This window comes from Bacillus sp. NEAU-Y102 (assembly GCF_054788175.1).
Genome location: NZ_JBTWFK010000007.1, coordinates 205,534 through 220,348, shown reverse-complemented (window position 1 = coordinate 220,348; position 14,815 = coordinate 205,534). Strand labels below are relative to the sequence as shown.

Here is a 14,815-nt window from a genome sequence, read left to right as displayed (position 1 = left end):
ACTGCTCCATCATTTCATCTTCATACCCATCAGACAATTGGATATTTTGACCCTCAAATTGTTCATATAAACCGTTCATTAAAACAACCCCCTGCATTTGTTTTCGTGTTTTCTATACTCGTAGCATACCACCTGCTGCGTGACTAAACTGCCTAACTCTTATCAAATCTAAAGTATAAAAAAGGCAGTACACCCGTATGAGTCTACTGCCTTCCTATTATCGAGTTGCCGCCGCTCTTTTACGTTGTTGCTGAGCAATTGCCTCTCTTGCAGATGTGATTTTTGAGATACTATTGTCCTCTTTTGCCTGCACCTCTTCTTCTGTAGCTACCAGTTTTGAACCGACCTCATCGATTCTATCACGGAAACCAAGATAGTTCCCATCCGTAAGATGTGCCAGTATCATATCTTTTAAGATTGGTAAGAAATTACCTACCCATAACTCACCGCTACGGAAATACTCTGTTCCATCATCGTATACAAGCGTAAAGTTTGTAAACTTTGTATTTTCCTTAAAGAGATGTTTATTTACCGCAGGGACAAGCATAGAATCCAATAACGAGAATAGCTCGTAATCGTTCTTCTCCATTCGAAGCGTGAACATATTGTTTTTCTTGCTATAACGAAGCATCTTCTTCATCTTATCTTCAACAGACACAAAGTCCTCTTCGACCTCTTCACCTTTTTTCTTTTTCTTATTAACTGTAGTAAACCCAACAGGTTTTACCTGTTTTTTGTTTGCAAACGCATGTCTTACATTACCTAGAACCGCATCAACGTCGCCTTCCGTTTCCATTAACCACTCAACAACGTTACCTGCGAACATACCGAAGTATTTCAACGCATTTTCTAAACCGCTGTCTTTAAGTGCTTGTTCTTTTGTCTCATGTCCTTTTTCATTTATACGTTTCATACAAGCTTTAAGCAGCTTTTTAGCTAAAATACTATTAAACTCTACTACATTTTTAAGGTCTGCATATACTGCATCTTTACCACGTTTTAGTACCTCTACAATCATTGCTTCGGCTGCATCTCCAAAGTGGTGACTGTACTTAATAATACGACCGTTTTTATGCGCCTCTTTTAAGTTTTTAACACCGTCTTTTTCAATTTCCTCAGCAATAACACGTACCGCAAATTCGTTAATTTGGTTTTCCCAGAACGTACGAGGGTCATCATACACAGGAAGCTCTTCCCCTGCTTTGAATTTCTCCATAGCCCACGCACATTTTTCATCCATAAGAATAACCGGAGCCTCAAGCTCGTCCACTTTACCATCTTTCCAACAGTAACCAACGTTTGCACCTACGTATAATGGCGGGATTCCTTTTGCAGAGAAGTCAATCTCCATAGCCTCACGCATAATTGCAGTTGCTAACCAAGGGTTAATCGATTTATGAACCTGTACGCACACCTCATCATGTACGTTCAATACCATACGTACTTTTTCCTCGTTGAAACCGTATTTCTTGAAGAACATGTAAATACGATACATTGCCATCTTCATGATATCAGCAGCTGTTCCCTGTACAGGCATGTTACCCGCTTTACGTCGACCAGAACCTCGTTTATATTCCGGAATTTTACCGAACGTTTGGAACTCAGGAATGTTACGACGACGTTTAAATAACGTCTCTGTATATCCTGTAACCTCGGCTCTATCTCGTACATCCTCGAAGTAGTCACGTAAGTTAGGTACACCGTCAAAGTAACGTTTACGAGCTTCACGAGCCATTTTTTGATGGTATGGTGTATCATCCCCGTACAGTTTTAGGGCTAAGTTTGCATCCTCTAACCCGTAAGACGTACCGAAGTTTAACACCTTACCTACTTTACGCTCTTTTGACGTTACATCTTCATACGCTTTGTTCATCATATTTGCATACGCCATGATATGATAATCGGCTTCTGGGTTAGACCGGAAGAAGTTTACAACCTTTGTCTCTCCACTTAACCCTGCCATCAATCGATACTCTACCTGCGAGAAGTCACAGATTAGGAAGTAGTATTCATCCGTTTCCGGAATCATATACTTACGTGTCTGCGGCTCTGTTTGCTGTACGTTTGGATTGGAACATGTTAAACGTCCCGTCTCCGCCCGTGTCGAGTTATAGTTAGGGAATAAGTACCCGTCAATAACCAGTTTTGGTAGCTTAGAATAGAAGTTTGAAATTAACGTCGATAGTTTTGAATACTCCTGCAGTAACGGAACAATCGGGTATTTTGCCGACCCATCATTGTTCTTATACTGCGCAATATCATCCATCGTATTCTTATCTGTAGAAATCCCGCCTTTTTTCGTTTTATAACGAGGTTTTACAGGTATCTTCATATCGTTAAACAACACATCTACTTTTTGCTGAGGTGACGAGATTTTAAACTTACGTCCTGCCACCTGATATATTTCTGTCTCTAGCTCCATGACTTTACGTTTTGTATCCTCATACAGCCCCTCAATACCCTCTTTGTCTACTTTAACCCCGTAATACTCTTGTTCCCCAAGAGCAGGAATTAACGCCACTTCCAAGCGATAAATGAAGTCTAAACTCTCATCCCAATCCTTATCCATAATTTGATGGATTAAACGAGGGAAATCTGCATCGGCGGGTCCGTATAATTCACTGAACTCGCGACTCGCATAACGGAAATCAAGCACATCATTTTGTTTTTCAACCGGATGTCTGAACTTGAATCTTGTTATATCATTTACACTTGCTCCAGATTGAATTGCATCGTAGATTAGTTTTAAATCGGTTTTTGTACGTTTCTCGTACATATCCTCTAATTCCACAACATCTACGTGTAATACCGCACGGGCGATATCCTTTAACTTACGTAATCTTGAAGCAGATGCAATCTCTTTAATAGCCTGACGAATTAACGTATCATATACGATATTTAATCTCCAACCAAACATCTTCATAACACGCCAGTCGAACTGACCATTATGCGTAACTAACTTTTTAGCTGTTTTGTAGTTTTTATCGCAATACGGTCTCAATAAATGCAGTAAACGTTTCTCACCCATTTTTACGTTCTCATACCGTTCATGGCGAAGAGGGAAATACACTCCCGTATTATCTTCGTAACTCATACAGATTCCCACTAACACGTCCCGCTTTGTTCTATTTGTAAGTAAGCCAGACGTCTCGGTATCGAACCCTACAATTTCATTAGTTGTTTTTAAACCTTCAATCCACTCCAAAATCTCATCATCTTCAATTAGGATGCGGTAATTTTTTCGTTCTGCCCAAGATAAATCATTTTCCTCCTGCAGCACTCGTAACGGGACATTGGTATATAAGTAGTCCTCAATCCCGCTCTTAATGGCGTTCTTCTGACTACTTGTGTCTACGTAATCCTCATATTCCATTCCCTTTACTTTGTTAGAATTACCTTTAGCCGTGTTGTCCCACTCAATATGAGGAATTTCATCCTCTTCTTTTACCCCAACACCTACAACTGGAAGGAATCTTTCGTAATCCCCTGCCACCTGTATTTTATCCATTTCCACATCTAACTCTTTAATGAAACTAGCTGACATGTAAATAGATGCAATTAATTCACCATCTTTATACCCCATTACATGTTCACGGGCAGACGTAGCAACATAACGGGCAACATACCCGTCACCTAAATCCACTGACCCAGATACTTTCTTTTTGGGCTTCTCACCTTTACGTAAAAAATGCATTCCTTTCCCGCCTTTCTCTTCCGAAACAATAATCTGCCTCTATCATATCACTATCTGGGAAGGAATATCAGGAACTCGTTATCAAAACAAAAAAGAGTCTTAAAAAGACTCTCTAATTATTTTCCCGTATAAATTCTTCAAATTTATCAAACAAGTCTGCATCGAAATTAACACCGACCATACCCCTCATAATATCTAACGCTACATTGAATGGGAAAGCTTTTCTATATACTCTGTCGCTCGTTAACGCATCATATACATCCACTAACGCAAACACCTTAGCTAAATAATTAATTTGATTCCCTTGAAGCCCTAATGGGTACCCCGAACCATCTACACGTTCATGGTGCTGCATAACAATATCTAAGGCATCCTTATCTTCACACCTTACTTTGTTCAACGTAACATGGCTCTTAATAATCTCAAACTCAGCCGCCATCAACTTCCCCGGCTTATTTAATACCTCTTTAGGTACATATTTCTTACCGTTATCGTGAAACATAGCTCCTATAATCAATGACCCTATATTCTTTTTAGGTAACCCTAAGAACTTACCAAAGTCCTTCGCCCCTTTTGCTGTCCGTATTGCATGCGACTCCATCCCTCCAGAACGAGCAACCACCACATCATACACTTTCACCTAAACTCCCCCATTCTGTAATAAAAAGACCCGATTCGAGCCTCCTTATTACATCTATTTCCCTTTATATTTACAATCTTATTTTCCAGAGCAAGTACCACAATAACGGCTAGAGAAAACCTCTTTCGCTACCTCATCCGCAGGTATTTTCTTTCTACAGTGGCTACATACAACCAACCCTCTGATATCGTCATTTAACGTAACCTCTAACCAATCAATAACAACCTGTAAACTTTCAGATTCACACACTTTAAACGAATCTATACTGATATAACCGTTACTTTCCCACACATATAGTTCGAACTTTCCGTAAGCCATCATCGTAAGCACCTTATATTGCTTATCCTTATATTGAACCAATATATTAGCGTCGTTAGCGTAGGTTAAACCAAACACATTCACCGTACTCTCTACCGTCGCATTAAATGTGTAGTCCAACTCTGTTAACGTCACCCCATCACGTGCCATTCTCTTCAGGTTATCAAAAGGTACAACTGCTTTCATTTTCATACCTAAGCATTCCACCGTATCTTGCACATGACTTACCATACCAACCACATCAGCTTTATCTAAATACTCTTTGTATTCAATTGGCGCTTCTTTCCCTTCGTTATCGTAAAACTTTCGTTTATTTCTAATTGTTCCACCAAACTCCGCTAATTTCGTTAAAAATCTCATGTACAACACCCTTTCGGCTTGTATTATCTACTTATACTATACCAAATTATTATATTTTAGTCAATAGTTTAGGTAAAAGAAAAAGGTAGGGAGTTCCCTACCTTAACTGTACTGCTTATCCTGCTCGTAACCTACTAATGTACTAGCCAAAGCATCTGAAACATCCCCCACATTAACCTCACTGTTTAAAATTTCTCTATATATCCACTTAGAACCGTCTAGCGTATATACACGAACCTCACAGTTTGTAGTATTTTTCATTACGCACATTCTGTACCGTTTGTTTTGAAAAACCAGATTGATTTCTGTATGATTCTCATATTCCAACCCTACTACTGTCTTCATGCTTTCTGTAGCTACTCTAAGCATTCTAGCTAAGTCAGAAATTGTTTTACCCTTGTTTCCTAACTCACCTAACTGTTCTAGCGTAACAATTACAGCCACTTTCATTGTATTTAAATCATTTAACTCATCATGTACTTCACGAATCATTTCCACTGCATCTTCTTTATATGTATCACCAGGATTTAAAATTCCCCATTTAACGTTTCTTGCAAATTCCACTAATTTCATAGCAATGTTCATATATAACCGCTCCCTTTTGTTTGTTTATCTTACTGTCTTAACTATACCATATTATTATATTTTAGTCAACAGTAGGACGTTAAAAAACTACTACCCGTTTCCAGACAGCAGCCCATTAACCTAATTACTATCGAAACCGTACTTATCTGCAGTCGCCTTGAATAACGGCATACCATAAGGAGCGTAGTTATCCTCGTCCCAGTCTTCCAACCCTTCTTCTAGAATCCAATTCCACATCATTACTACTTGGAACATAAGAGAAGACGAAATACCTCGTTGATTTCTTGCCTTTTCCAAACCGAACTCAACATCGGACTCCAAGGCTTCCAAGATGTTTTCACGATTAAATTCAACAGGTTTATAATTCTCTTTATACTCATCTTTCAACTCGAATCCTAACTTGCCCATTTCCTCCTCTGTAAGGAACCGAGTCAAACGAGAAATGTCTCTCCCATCAATCGTATTTTCTTTATACATTTCTACTACCTGTTCAACTGTTTTCATTGTTTATCCCCCTTTTGTTTACTAGTTAGTTTTGTTTCTTACCGCAATTGCAACAATAAATAGATTTATAGTCTTGGGCTAATTTATACCCTCGTTTACATTTAGCATGACAGCAAGAAGATAACGATAAGCCCTCATGATTCCCTTTCTTAATTGCCACGACGCACCACCTACCTTCCCATACGTAAACAATATTACACTAGCTATCTTGTCGGGTTTAACTCTCAAAATAAATCTGAGTCCCATCTCCCTTTTCGTTTTTCCTCTTCAACGCCTTCCCATATTTCTGCAAATGATTTCTTTATACTAGGTTCATCTTTAGTTTGTTTAACTAATTTCACTACACCATTATCTTTATCAGTTTGAGCAATATACCCTTTATCCTGTAAGACTTTAACTATATCCTGCATATCTTTACTTGCCTCAATACCTTGACCACACTCAATCATTATTGTGTTCACAAGTCTCCCCCCCCCCCCAATTCCTACAAAGTTTAACCTTACTTATATTTAACAAAAAACTTTACTTGTTTATCAGATTCACAGGTGGTGTACGCTTCCCCACACTCTTCAAGTACGTTTTTGATAATTTTAATTTCTTCACTATAACTCTTACTTATATTACACCAACCATGTCTTTTCATACCTAACAAAGAACCTATAACCATTGACGTCTTATCTCTCATTCTGTCTCCTCCTAGTTCGTTACCTTATTTGTATTCACTTTTCTCTAACGATTCCTCGTCGTATTTACCTGCACTATAATCCGAGCATTTGCTTGTAGCGTCTTCCTCATTGAGTATTGATTTAACCGATAAGTTGTACATGCAGCACCACCCATCATAGAACTTGCAGTCAAAACAAGTTTTAACCATCTTCTCACCTCACAATAAAATCGGTACATATATCCCTTAAACTGGCTTCACTGCAACCGTCACTGGGTCGCAATGAACAACCACATACGTCCCATCTAAATCCTCACGCTCCACCTTATCCCCAACTTTAAATCGCTCGTTGGGTATTGTGAAATTAAAGAAATCTGTCTCATCTTCATGCAATACAAACATTATCATTTCCTTTCACCCCTATACATTTAATTTAAAATACTTTGTCTTCTGGATAACTCTCGTTATAAACCATATGTAACCCTCGTCTGTATATACTCTGAAAATTACTAGCAGCATCCTCAGCAGGAATCAACATGTCTGTAAGCATCTGTGCAAACAGACATTTATCCTTCTCACCTAGTACAAGCGTAATTTCATTCGGTATATCAGATGGTTTGACTTTAAACCCTTTACCTGTAGCCACAACATACACCCCTTAACCTATCGTCTTTATTACCTACCGAGATGGTAGGAACGCCTACCATCAATCTAAAGCTCTATAAAAGTCTGCCTCTTGCTTGTATCCTTTTTCTTCCCAACACTCTTTACAGAACGAGCCTGCATAGATTTTACCTGCAACATCTTCTTTTTTGATTCCATCATGACATCCCGCACACTCAATAAATCCACCCATGTATTTCGTTAACTTATTAGCTATATGGAGGGTTACGTCGTATAAGTTATCTTTTACAGTTACATTCTCCCTATAGATAATCTCATCACCGTTCATGTTGTACACCAACACTTCAAAATAATTTCTCTTTTCAGACAAAATCATTGTAAACCTCTGACCTCGGAACTCCACTGTAATCTCTGCGTAATTATCGTAGTGTAACGCAAACACGTTTATTAGGTTCTCTTTTGCAATACTAAACACTCTATGTAAATCAGCGATTGTCTTTCCACTTAACCCGAAAGCACCGATTTTACCCAAATCTACTAATACTGCCATTCGCATCTCTAACCCGCTTAATTCATGTTGCACCTCTTGAATCGCAGTAATTGTATCTACATTATTTCTATCTTCAGAAGTTATTTTTTCTTCTTTAATTTTACGAGATATATCAGCTAGTTTTGTAATATAAGACATTTCACAGCACCCTTTCGGTTTGTTTTATCTGTCTTTACTATACCATTTTATTATATTTTAGTCAATAGTTTGAGTGTAAGAAAAAGGCGAATATACCTACCCGCCTTAACTCACACCTATTAACCCTTTTAAATCTGCAATAAACTCATTCAAATCATCCGATTCTATATCCATGCATCGGATTTTCTTAGTCCCCTCTTCGCAGACATCTACATGATACCCATGCGGAATCTTGCATATATCAACCACATAACAAATGCCTTTATATAGTACAACCCAAGACATAGTGAAGTGTTCCTCGAACCCACCGCTCACTAGTTCCTGTGTTTCTTTTGTTACAGCTAGAAGTTGCTGCAAAGTACGTCCTCTATCTGCAAGTACCTGCAACCTTTCCATCGTTAACCGGATATCTACTGTCATACGAACTCCCTTCCTTTGCTTAGTATTCTATATCTTCACTCATAGCACTGACTGGATTTCCATCCTTATCTGTCGCATACACGGTATCTAATACAATATCCTCCACCACATACCATTCTTTATCCGGCTTGAAGAATACTTTATCCCCCACACTCAACCCTTTAAATTCGTGACTCATACCACCATCTCCTTCTGTTTTATCTTCTCTTAATATACCATTTATTTATATTTTGGTCAATAGTTTTGAATTAGAAAAGGCAGGTCACACCCGCCCTTATTTCATCCCATGTTTCTTCTTATAAGCCACTACTAACCGATGGAATCGAGGTTCGTCACGGTCATCTAACGCTTTATCAATTTCTTTACGATACGTTACCTCATCTGCAACTGCTCGAGCAATGTCTCGAAACTCATGTATGGCTAGTTCATCACTTTTTGACCCTGTTCGAGCCTCTATATCAAACTCACTTACCTTTTCTGTAACCGATGTGAAGTTATCCTCCCCCACAATATCCTCCATCTGGATGTACATGTAGAAAGGAGAACCGCCACCTATTCGTAACCCTCGCAGCGCATCGTCTAAATTACGCGTATCATATGTCCCATCCACATCTAAAACACGCAACTCTGTAGCTCCCTCTATCTCCTCAAAGTAACGATTCATTTTAACGACCAACACTCTTCTTTTACCTGTAAGCGCCTTGTATTCCTCATCAGATAAAAACTGAATATTTTCGAGCGTATGGTTAAACTTTTTTGCATGTGCAAGAATACCGATTACATGCTTCGTTTTAAATTTACCTACAGCCAGTAACCACCCGACAAACTCCCTATTTTTATCAATTGTACGCATAACCCATCACCTCTACCCGAATTTGTTACTTCAATTAAACCATCTTTTTCCTCCTTTATATCTATGGTTCTTATCAAGGAAGTCAACTTTAAGTACACATTAAGTCTACGTTAAATCACAACATGTACTTCCCACTCTTCTTCCTTTATTTGCTGTCATTGTTCGTATATTTATAGTCAACACTAAGTCAACCCTAAGTACACATAAAGTCACAAAAATAAAAAGGATAGAGACACAATTCTCCATCCTTTACGCACTTATTTTCCACTTTCGAACTGGTGTTTACTTTCCTTTAAACCAGTTCATTTAAAACATCCTCTACTTCTTCAACCGTTTTTGGTGGCTCACTAAACACATGGTGGTTTCCACAAATTAAGATGCTGTCTACATTATCCAAATGTTCCACGTACACCTCATTCGCATTCATATACACATGGATGTATCTATCCTCTTGTCTTGCATCGAACTGCAATGCCGGAGCATCCATACCCAGTTTTGCATACACATCCTCATCGACGATATCCGGCTTCATTACACTTACATAAAAACCTAGTTTCTTAAAATACGCATCTATTTCTGTACTTAAAATATCCTCCGTAATACCTAACTTACTTTTATATGACATACCTGTCATCTCCTTTATTAGATTCTGATTTTTCTAGTTACAAATTTTTCGATTTTCTCAGCGCTCTTTAACGCACGTTCTGCATCCTCTTCGTTTACCTTATTCTCTGAAGGATAACGTACATCTACGCCGTAATCGTTTAACTCAACACAATCCTTAATTAACTTTCTATAGGATTTATCGTACTTGCTACATAACTTTAATAGATACACTAAGCTATGTGTTTTAACGATTTCACCGCCATGAGCTGCAATTACACCTTTTAGATATTTCTCAGCGCTTTGTTGACTATGATAGCAAACAATAGATACAGGAAGTTCTGGCATACCCATTAAAAACTTTGCACTTTTTAAATCCGTTGTAGCGTATTGAAACCACTCTACTGCGTTTTTATTGTTCACCATGTAAAACCACTCCTTCTTTATCTATTTTATATTCTAACGTAACAACATTGCTTGCTCTGTCTTTAAACTTACTAACTTGATACACCATTAAATCGATTGGTGTCTCCATAACCTCATACACACTTAAATGTATTTGTTTTCGAATCTCTCTTACATTATCAACGGTATCATTCACTAACACACATAAGTCAAAGTCACTATCTTCATTAGGTGACCCGTACGCATATGAGCCAAACAAGATAACCTTAACAACCTCTTGGTTTGTGTTAGTAATTTGTTCCACTAAAGTATGTAATTCTTTTTGCGCTTTTTCGTTCACCTTAACCACTCCTTGTAACTTTGCTTGTAACTTTGCTTATCTCTTGCTTGTAACTATAATATACCATTTTATTATATTTTAGTCAATATTTGTTGTTTGATAGGTTATAATTGAACCCCATCAGATACAAATCTATCTGTAAATCCATAGTACGCATCCTGATTTACAACCCCGTACGCTTTCTTTTGCTCCCGCAGATACCACATGTACTTCTCGGCGTTTACCTTCTGGATAATAAACGTATCTTCCCTTCTTACTTTACGCACACCAGTAAAATCACTATCCGACAATCCCTCCAATACGTGTGAATGCAGGTACTCTACCTGACGGCAACGGCTCAAAGGTTTTACATATAGTACATCTTCTTGAACCAACGTCACAAGATAACCCATACCTTTTACAGTTGCGTCCCCATCTATATCTTCACTTACACGAACTTTAACCACATCCTCAATTTCCGCAACCGAGAACGGTCGATTTGCCTCTTTATTGGCTTCTTTTACACATTGATAGTAATAGTTATCCTTCTTTTCTTCCCAACGTCCCACGACGTACCACCCCTTCTTTTCTTACCTTAAATATACCAGTTTATTATATTTTAATCAATATCTTCACATAAAAAAGCAGCAGCACAATGCCACTGCCACTGCCACTTACTCCCCAAGAGTCTCTTTATCCATATCGATTACCTTACCATTTACCGCATCTTTACCGTAAATACTCTCCATGACTTCTTTGTGTTTTTTCTCTTTTTCCTCTGCCTCTTTACGCTTTCGCTCCCTATCCTCAGGCGTTTCATTCGCCTTCTCTATAGCCTTTTTCTCTTCTACCTGCCTATAGTATTCCTGTATTTCGTCGTACTTCATAGGTCTGGCATACCTTCCATATGTACCCGGCAAATACGCATCTTTAAGGTCTAAGGTATCGCTTACTAACATTTCATACGGATAGACCCCATCACCCTTTAACGTTCCACGGATTTCATACGTAGAATTGATGTAATATAACCCATCCGGTCTCTTTGTTACCATTCCTTCTTTGTATGGTGCAGGATATACTTTCCCGCTTCCCCATTGCTCCAGTACCCAGTACATTTTTTCGTACACTTCTTTACCTGACAACTTAACCTCTTTTTGTACAGGCTTCTCTTTAGATGCCTGCGCCTCTTGTTTCCCTGCATCCGACTTCGCATATGCAGCAAACTGTTCACACTCTTCTTTACTATATACCTCTGCGCAATTCTCATCGATTTTAGGAACAGCCTCGTCAGTACTTGTTGTGTCTTTTTTATCTATTGCATTCTTATCTTCTTTTGTCTTTGTTTCAGCCGCTTTCTCGCCTTTATTAGACTCATTAACCTGCTTTGTATCTTTAGCTACCTCTTTGTTTTCAGAACAACCAGAAACCGCAAACAACAACCCCAGACTTAATCCAGTCACTAACCACTTACGCATTACGTATCCTCCCCCCGTTTTCCATATAAAATAAGGTGAGGAAATTCCTCACCTTAACAACAATCCCAATTATATAATACATCTGAAAAGTCTAAACGAGCCAACTTATCTTTGTTAATGAAGAAGTTCCCAACCCCTACATCCCCCCACATAAGTCCAATCGATTCATCCGAATCAATTTGTAGCAGTAACATATCGTACTTACTATCTTCATCTCGTGGGTCAAACTGTGTAAAGAACGGATAACCACCGATTCGATGCCCTGACTCACTTACATGACTATAATAGAACTCCTCCACATCTACCAGTTTATCACCGTCACGTACCTTCTTATCCTCAAAACCCTTTAGATATTCTGAACCAAAACGATAGTCGCTCGCTGTAACTGGTTGCACACCTTCGGTAAACGTTAGCTTAGCCTCCGGGATATCCATGTCCACTTCTGTAGGAACTTCCTCAAAGTCTGTAACTAATCGGCTTATATCTTTAACCACTTCTGCATGGTACACAACACGAAAATCTTTTTGGTCTGCTCTATTTTCTAATGACATCCCCAACAGATAATTTGTTACATCAATATAGAACTGTAAAATCCCTGTCTTCGGCATATTTTCTATATGTGGTACATCTTCAAAGTTGATTTGCGCCAATAACTTTAGAGGAACACCTTCGGAACTCTTCGGAACATCTACTCCAAGAGGTAAATAAGGATTCCCACCTATTTTACTCTCCCATAACTCTGTGCTTCCCACCTCACTTGCCATACGTACAGTAGGCTTTAGTGATTTTATAATATCATCTTCATACCCTTTTAATTGTTCTGGAACACGAAATGTATGTCTGCTCATATAAACCCCCGATTTATTTATTTTAGGGCGACCCCAGTTAATCTGACATCGCCCTAATACAACCCTATAAATCCTCTTCTATTTCATCCATAAGCTTCTCAACTTCATGTACATCAATGTTTAGCAGCTCCATTACCTCAGCTAATGGATACCAGTACTTTTCTCTACTCAATAGTACTACCTTCCTTCTGCTATGTGTTCCCACTTTTTATCGCTTTTTGTAATCGATATAACTCTTATCGTAGAAGACCCACTCGCCATTTCCGATACGTAACCAACCATCTTTTTCTTCATATACGTTTACTTTATCGCCTTTCGTTGCTTTCTTCACAACTGAGTATTGTGAACCTGCTCCACTACGGATATTAACCCCAATACCGTTGATTTGCACCGTTCCAATAGCCTGTTGAGGTTTACCACCCTCCATGACTTGAATCATGTTTACAAGGAATGATGCAGACTCTCCACGAGTAGTTGTTCCTTTCGGTACGAACTGGTTGTTCTCATTTCCTTTTGCAACCCCTAAGCTATACAGACGTTGCACATATTCTTTTGCATAGATTTGTTCTTGGTCTGCAAACGGAATTGCAACCTCTTTACCCTTAATTCCTTTGTACTGCAAGCCTCTATCTACCATAATTGCAGCTTCTTCACGTGTAATTTGTGCGTTAGGGTCAAAGTTACCATCCCCACGACCGTTAATAATTCCTGCAGTAGCTGCACGTTTAATTCCGCCCTGTAACGTAGGGTGCGCTACCCCGATATCGTTAAACGTTTTAGAACCCTCAGGTAAGTTAAGCGTATTCGATACTAACTGTGCAAATTCCGCTCTTGTTACCGCTCGATTTGGCGCAAACACGCCATTTCCTTCCCCTACCATAATTCCTCGTTTGTTTAACTCACGGATATGTGGCTCATACCAACCGCCAGTAATATCATCTTTTGGCGCTACCGTAGGTGGATTAACCGCAACATACTTTTGTACTCCCGCTAAGAATGGTTGCCACTGACCTGTACGAATCATAATCTCTGGGCAGTTTTTACCTTTCCATTTTTGATGTTTTACTACGTTATCGATTGTTACCCCAGTCTCGTTCATTAGATAGGCTACTAGTTTCTTAGCATTTTCTACCGCTTTATTGTAGTCCCCATCACGGTTAACAGCAATCTCGATAGCAATAGATTTTCTATTCCCATCCCCATTACCGTCACCTGCATGCCATGCGTTTTCATTGATTGGTAGATGTTGATAAATTTCTTTATCGTCTACCGTGAAATGCCAAGAAGCTACACGGTCTAACTGCCCAACAGCTTGATTGTATAGGTAATCTGCATGGTTCTTAGCATTTGCTCCAACTTCCGGATTCCCTGTTTCATGGATTGTAATATACTCCGGTTTCATAGCATATCCCGGTCTAATATTGTCATTACCTTTTGGTACAATCTTTTCCACTAACGGCACACCATTTACTTCCGTTCTCTTTGTAGGAGCAGCATACATGAGACTGCGTTTTGTTCTATTGCTTCCACTAGGAACTGTGAACGTACCCGTCTCTTCCTCTGCCGGCTCTATTTTATCTGTAACCTCATCTTGGCTAATTCCTCTACCGTCAATGTCTTTGAAATTCTCCTCAATACTCTTTAACGCCTGCTCATTCGTAACAGAACCTACATCTTCATTAGATTTACCTTGAACTTTTACTTGCTGGGATTCATCATTTACTTGTGTCTCTGCAAATGATGCGACTGGCGAAGATAATACTGCGATTCCTGCTGTTAATGCGACTACTTTTTTATAAAATCTAATGTTCATAC

General features: G+C 38.9%; 20 protein-coding genes. All 20 read right to left on the bottom strand.

The genetic code is table 11. The features are described from left to right. Positions 1 to 217: 217 nt before the first annotated feature. The 20 genes from ACYFX0_RS19505 to ACYFX0_RS19410 all read right to left on the bottom strand — a co-directional run bounded on the left by ACYFX0_RS19505 (position 218) and on the right by ACYFX0_RS19410 (position 14,813). Positions 218 to 3,694 carry a DNA polymerase gene (locus ACYFX0_RS19505; RefSeq protein ID WP_460271537.1) on the bottom strand — a complete coding sequence of 1,159 codons (3,477 nt, stop codon included), beginning with the start codon at positions 3,692 to 3,694 and terminating at the stop codon, positions 218 to 220. A gap of 112 nt (positions 3,695 to 3,806) precedes the next feature. Then, the gene (locus ACYFX0_RS19500; RefSeq protein WP_460271535.1) at positions 3,807 to 4,334 is read right to left on the bottom strand and encodes an HD-GYP domain-containing protein; all 528 of its coding nucleotides are present in this window, start codon (positions 4,332 to 4,334) and stop codon (positions 3,807 to 3,809) included. 78 nt (positions 4,335 to 4,412) lie between these two features. Continuing rightward, positions 4,413 to 5,012, bottom strand: coding sequence for a hypothetical protein (locus ACYFX0_RS19495; RefSeq protein ID WP_460271534.1), 600 nt, complete (start codon positions 5,010 to 5,012; stop codon positions 4,413 to 4,415). Between the two features lie 102 nt (positions 5,013 to 5,114). After that, positions 5,115 to 5,597 (bottom strand): hypothetical protein, encoded by a 483-nt coding sequence (locus ACYFX0_RS19490; protein ID WP_460271532.1) that lies wholly within the window; start codon positions 5,595 to 5,597, stop codon positions 5,115 to 5,117. Positions 5,598 to 5,717: 120 nt separating this feature from the next. Continuing rightward, the gene (locus ACYFX0_RS19485) at positions 5,718 to 6,101 is read right to left on the bottom strand and encodes a hypothetical protein (RefSeq protein WP_460271530.1); all 384 of its coding nucleotides are present in this window, start codon (positions 6,099 to 6,101) and stop codon (positions 5,718 to 5,720) included. A gap of 224 nt (positions 6,102 to 6,325) precedes the next feature. Then, complete coding sequence (locus ACYFX0_RS19480; RefSeq protein ID WP_460271529.1) at positions 6,326 to 6,562, bottom strand: hypothetical protein; 237 nt, start codon at positions 6,560 to 6,562, stop codon at positions 6,326 to 6,328. 38 nt (positions 6,563 to 6,600) lie between these two features. Further along, complete coding sequence (locus ACYFX0_RS19475) at positions 6,601 to 6,786, bottom strand: hypothetical protein (RefSeq protein WP_221660455.1); 186 nt, start codon at positions 6,784 to 6,786, stop codon at positions 6,601 to 6,603. 225 nt (positions 6,787 to 7,011) lie between these two features. Beyond that, complete coding sequence (locus tag ACYFX0_RS19470; RefSeq protein ID WP_221660453.1) at positions 7,012 to 7,173, bottom strand: hypothetical protein; 162 nt, start codon at positions 7,171 to 7,173, stop codon at positions 7,012 to 7,014. A 25-nt stretch (positions 7,174 to 7,198) separates the two neighbouring features. Continuing rightward, entirely contained in the window at positions 7,199 to 7,411 is a 213-nt protein-coding gene (locus ACYFX0_RS19465) for a hypothetical protein (RefSeq protein ID WP_460271526.1), read from the bottom strand. Between the two features lie 60 nt (positions 7,412 to 7,471). Beyond that, entirely contained in the window at positions 7,472 to 8,077 is a 606-nt protein-coding gene (locus tag ACYFX0_RS19460; protein WP_460271525.1) for a hypothetical protein, read from the bottom strand. 105 nt (positions 8,078 to 8,182) lie between these two features. Next, a complete protein-coding gene (locus ACYFX0_RS19455; protein WP_460271523.1) occupies positions 8,183 to 8,497 on the bottom strand; it encodes a hypothetical protein in 315 nt (104 codons plus the stop codon). A gap of 19 nt (positions 8,498 to 8,516) precedes the next feature. Beyond that, a complete protein-coding gene (locus ACYFX0_RS19450; RefSeq protein ID WP_460271522.1) occupies positions 8,517 to 8,675 on the bottom strand; it encodes a hypothetical protein in 159 nt (52 codons plus the stop codon). A gap of 96 nt (positions 8,676 to 8,771) precedes the next feature. Continuing rightward, complete coding sequence (locus tag ACYFX0_RS19445) at positions 8,772 to 9,350, bottom strand: IDEAL domain-containing protein (protein WP_460271521.1); 579 nt, start codon at positions 9,348 to 9,350, stop codon at positions 8,772 to 8,774. 292 nt (positions 9,351 to 9,642) lie between these two features. After that, positions 9,643 to 9,975, bottom strand: a complete 333-nt coding sequence (locus tag ACYFX0_RS19440; RefSeq protein ID WP_460271519.1) for a hypothetical protein — start codon at positions 9,973 to 9,975, stop codon at positions 9,643 to 9,645. A gap of 17 nt (positions 9,976 to 9,992) precedes the next feature. Next, the gene (locus ACYFX0_RS19435; protein WP_221660447.1) at positions 9,993 to 10,379 is read right to left on the bottom strand and encodes a HEPN domain-containing protein; all 387 of its coding nucleotides are present in this window, start codon (positions 10,377 to 10,379) and stop codon (positions 9,993 to 9,995) included. Further along, positions 10,366 to 10,698 carry a nucleotidyltransferase domain-containing protein gene (locus ACYFX0_RS19430; protein WP_460271517.1) on the bottom strand — a complete coding sequence of 111 codons (333 nt, stop codon included), beginning with the start codon at positions 10,696 to 10,698 and terminating at the stop codon, positions 10,366 to 10,368. Before ACYFX0_RS19430 ends, ACYFX0_RS19435 begins: the two co-directional genes overlap by 14 nt. Before the next feature lie 104 nt (positions 10,699 to 10,802). Beyond that, entirely contained in the window at positions 10,803 to 11,246 is a 444-nt protein-coding gene (locus tag ACYFX0_RS19425; RefSeq protein WP_460271515.1) for a hypothetical protein, read from the bottom strand. Positions 11,247 to 11,351: 105 nt separating this feature from the next. Then, positions 11,352 to 12,152: a hypothetical protein gene (locus ACYFX0_RS19420; protein WP_460271513.1), complete on the bottom strand. Its 801-nt coding sequence runs from the start codon at positions 12,150 to 12,152 to the stop codon at positions 11,352 to 11,354. 53 nt (positions 12,153 to 12,205) lie between these two features. Then, complete coding sequence (locus tag ACYFX0_RS19415) at positions 12,206 to 13,000, bottom strand: YwqG family protein (RefSeq protein WP_460271511.1); 795 nt, start codon at positions 12,998 to 13,000, stop codon at positions 12,206 to 12,208. 208 nt (positions 13,001 to 13,208) lie between these two features. Then, positions 13,209 to 14,813, bottom strand: a complete 1,605-nt coding sequence (locus ACYFX0_RS19410; RefSeq protein WP_460271509.1) for an S-layer homology domain-containing protein — start codon at positions 14,811 to 14,813, stop codon at positions 13,209 to 13,211. Between the last annotated feature and the right edge of the window lie 2 nt (positions 14,814 to 14,815).

Coding starts and splice junctions, on each gene's coding strand:
- ACYFX0_RS19420 (WP_460271513.1), bottom strand. CDS start 12,152: ATGCGTAAGTGGTTAGTGACTGGATTAAGTCTGGGGTTGTTGTTTGCG.
- ACYFX0_RS19470 (WP_221660453.1), bottom strand. CDS start 7,173: ATGATAATGTTTGTATTGCATGAAGATGAGACAGATTTCTTTAATTTC.
- ACYFX0_RS19440 (WP_460271519.1), bottom strand. CDS start 9,975: ATGTCATATAAAAGTAAGTTAGGTATTACGGAGGATATTTTAAGTACA.
- ACYFX0_RS19485 (WP_460271530.1), bottom strand. CDS start 6,101: ATGAAAACAGTTGAACAGGTAGTAGAAATGTATAAAGAAAATACGATT.
- ACYFX0_RS19455 (WP_460271523.1), bottom strand. CDS start 8,497: ATGACAGTAGATATCCGGTTAACGATGGAAAGGTTGCAGGTACTTGCA.
- ACYFX0_RS19415 (WP_460271511.1), bottom strand. CDS start 13,000: ATGAGCAGACATACATTTCGTGTTCCAGAACAATTAAAAGGGTATGAA.
- ACYFX0_RS19410 (WP_460271509.1), bottom strand. CDS start 14,813: ATGAACATTAGATTTTATAAAAAAGTAGTCGCATTAACAGCAGGAATC.
- ACYFX0_RS19505 (WP_460271537.1), bottom strand. CDS start 3,694: ATGCATTTTTTACGTAAAGGTGAGAAGCCCAAAAAGAAAGTATCTGGG.
- ACYFX0_RS19495 (WP_460271534.1), bottom strand. CDS start 5,012: ATGAGATTTTTAACGAAATTAGCGGAGTTTGGTGGAACAATTAGAAAT.
- ACYFX0_RS19450 (WP_460271522.1), bottom strand. CDS start 8,675: ATGAGTCACGAATTTAAAGGGTTGAGTGTGGGGGATAAAGTATTCTTC.
- ACYFX0_RS19475 (WP_221660455.1), bottom strand. CDS start 6,786: ATGAGAGATAAGACGTCAATGGTTATAGGTTCTTTGTTAGGTATGAAA.
- ACYFX0_RS19445 (WP_460271521.1), bottom strand. CDS start 9,350: ATGCGTACAATTGATAAAAATAGGGAGTTTGTCGGGTGGTTACTGGCT.
- ACYFX0_RS19460 (WP_460271525.1), bottom strand. CDS start 8,077: ATGTCTTATATTACAAAACTAGCTGATATATCTCGTAAAATTAAAGAA.
- ACYFX0_RS19490 (WP_460271532.1), bottom strand. CDS start 5,597: ATGAACATTGCTATGAAATTAGTGGAATTTGCAAGAAACGTTAAATGG.
- ACYFX0_RS19435 (WP_221660447.1), bottom strand. CDS start 10,379: ATGGTGAACAATAAAAACGCAGTAGAGTGGTTTCAATACGCTACAACG.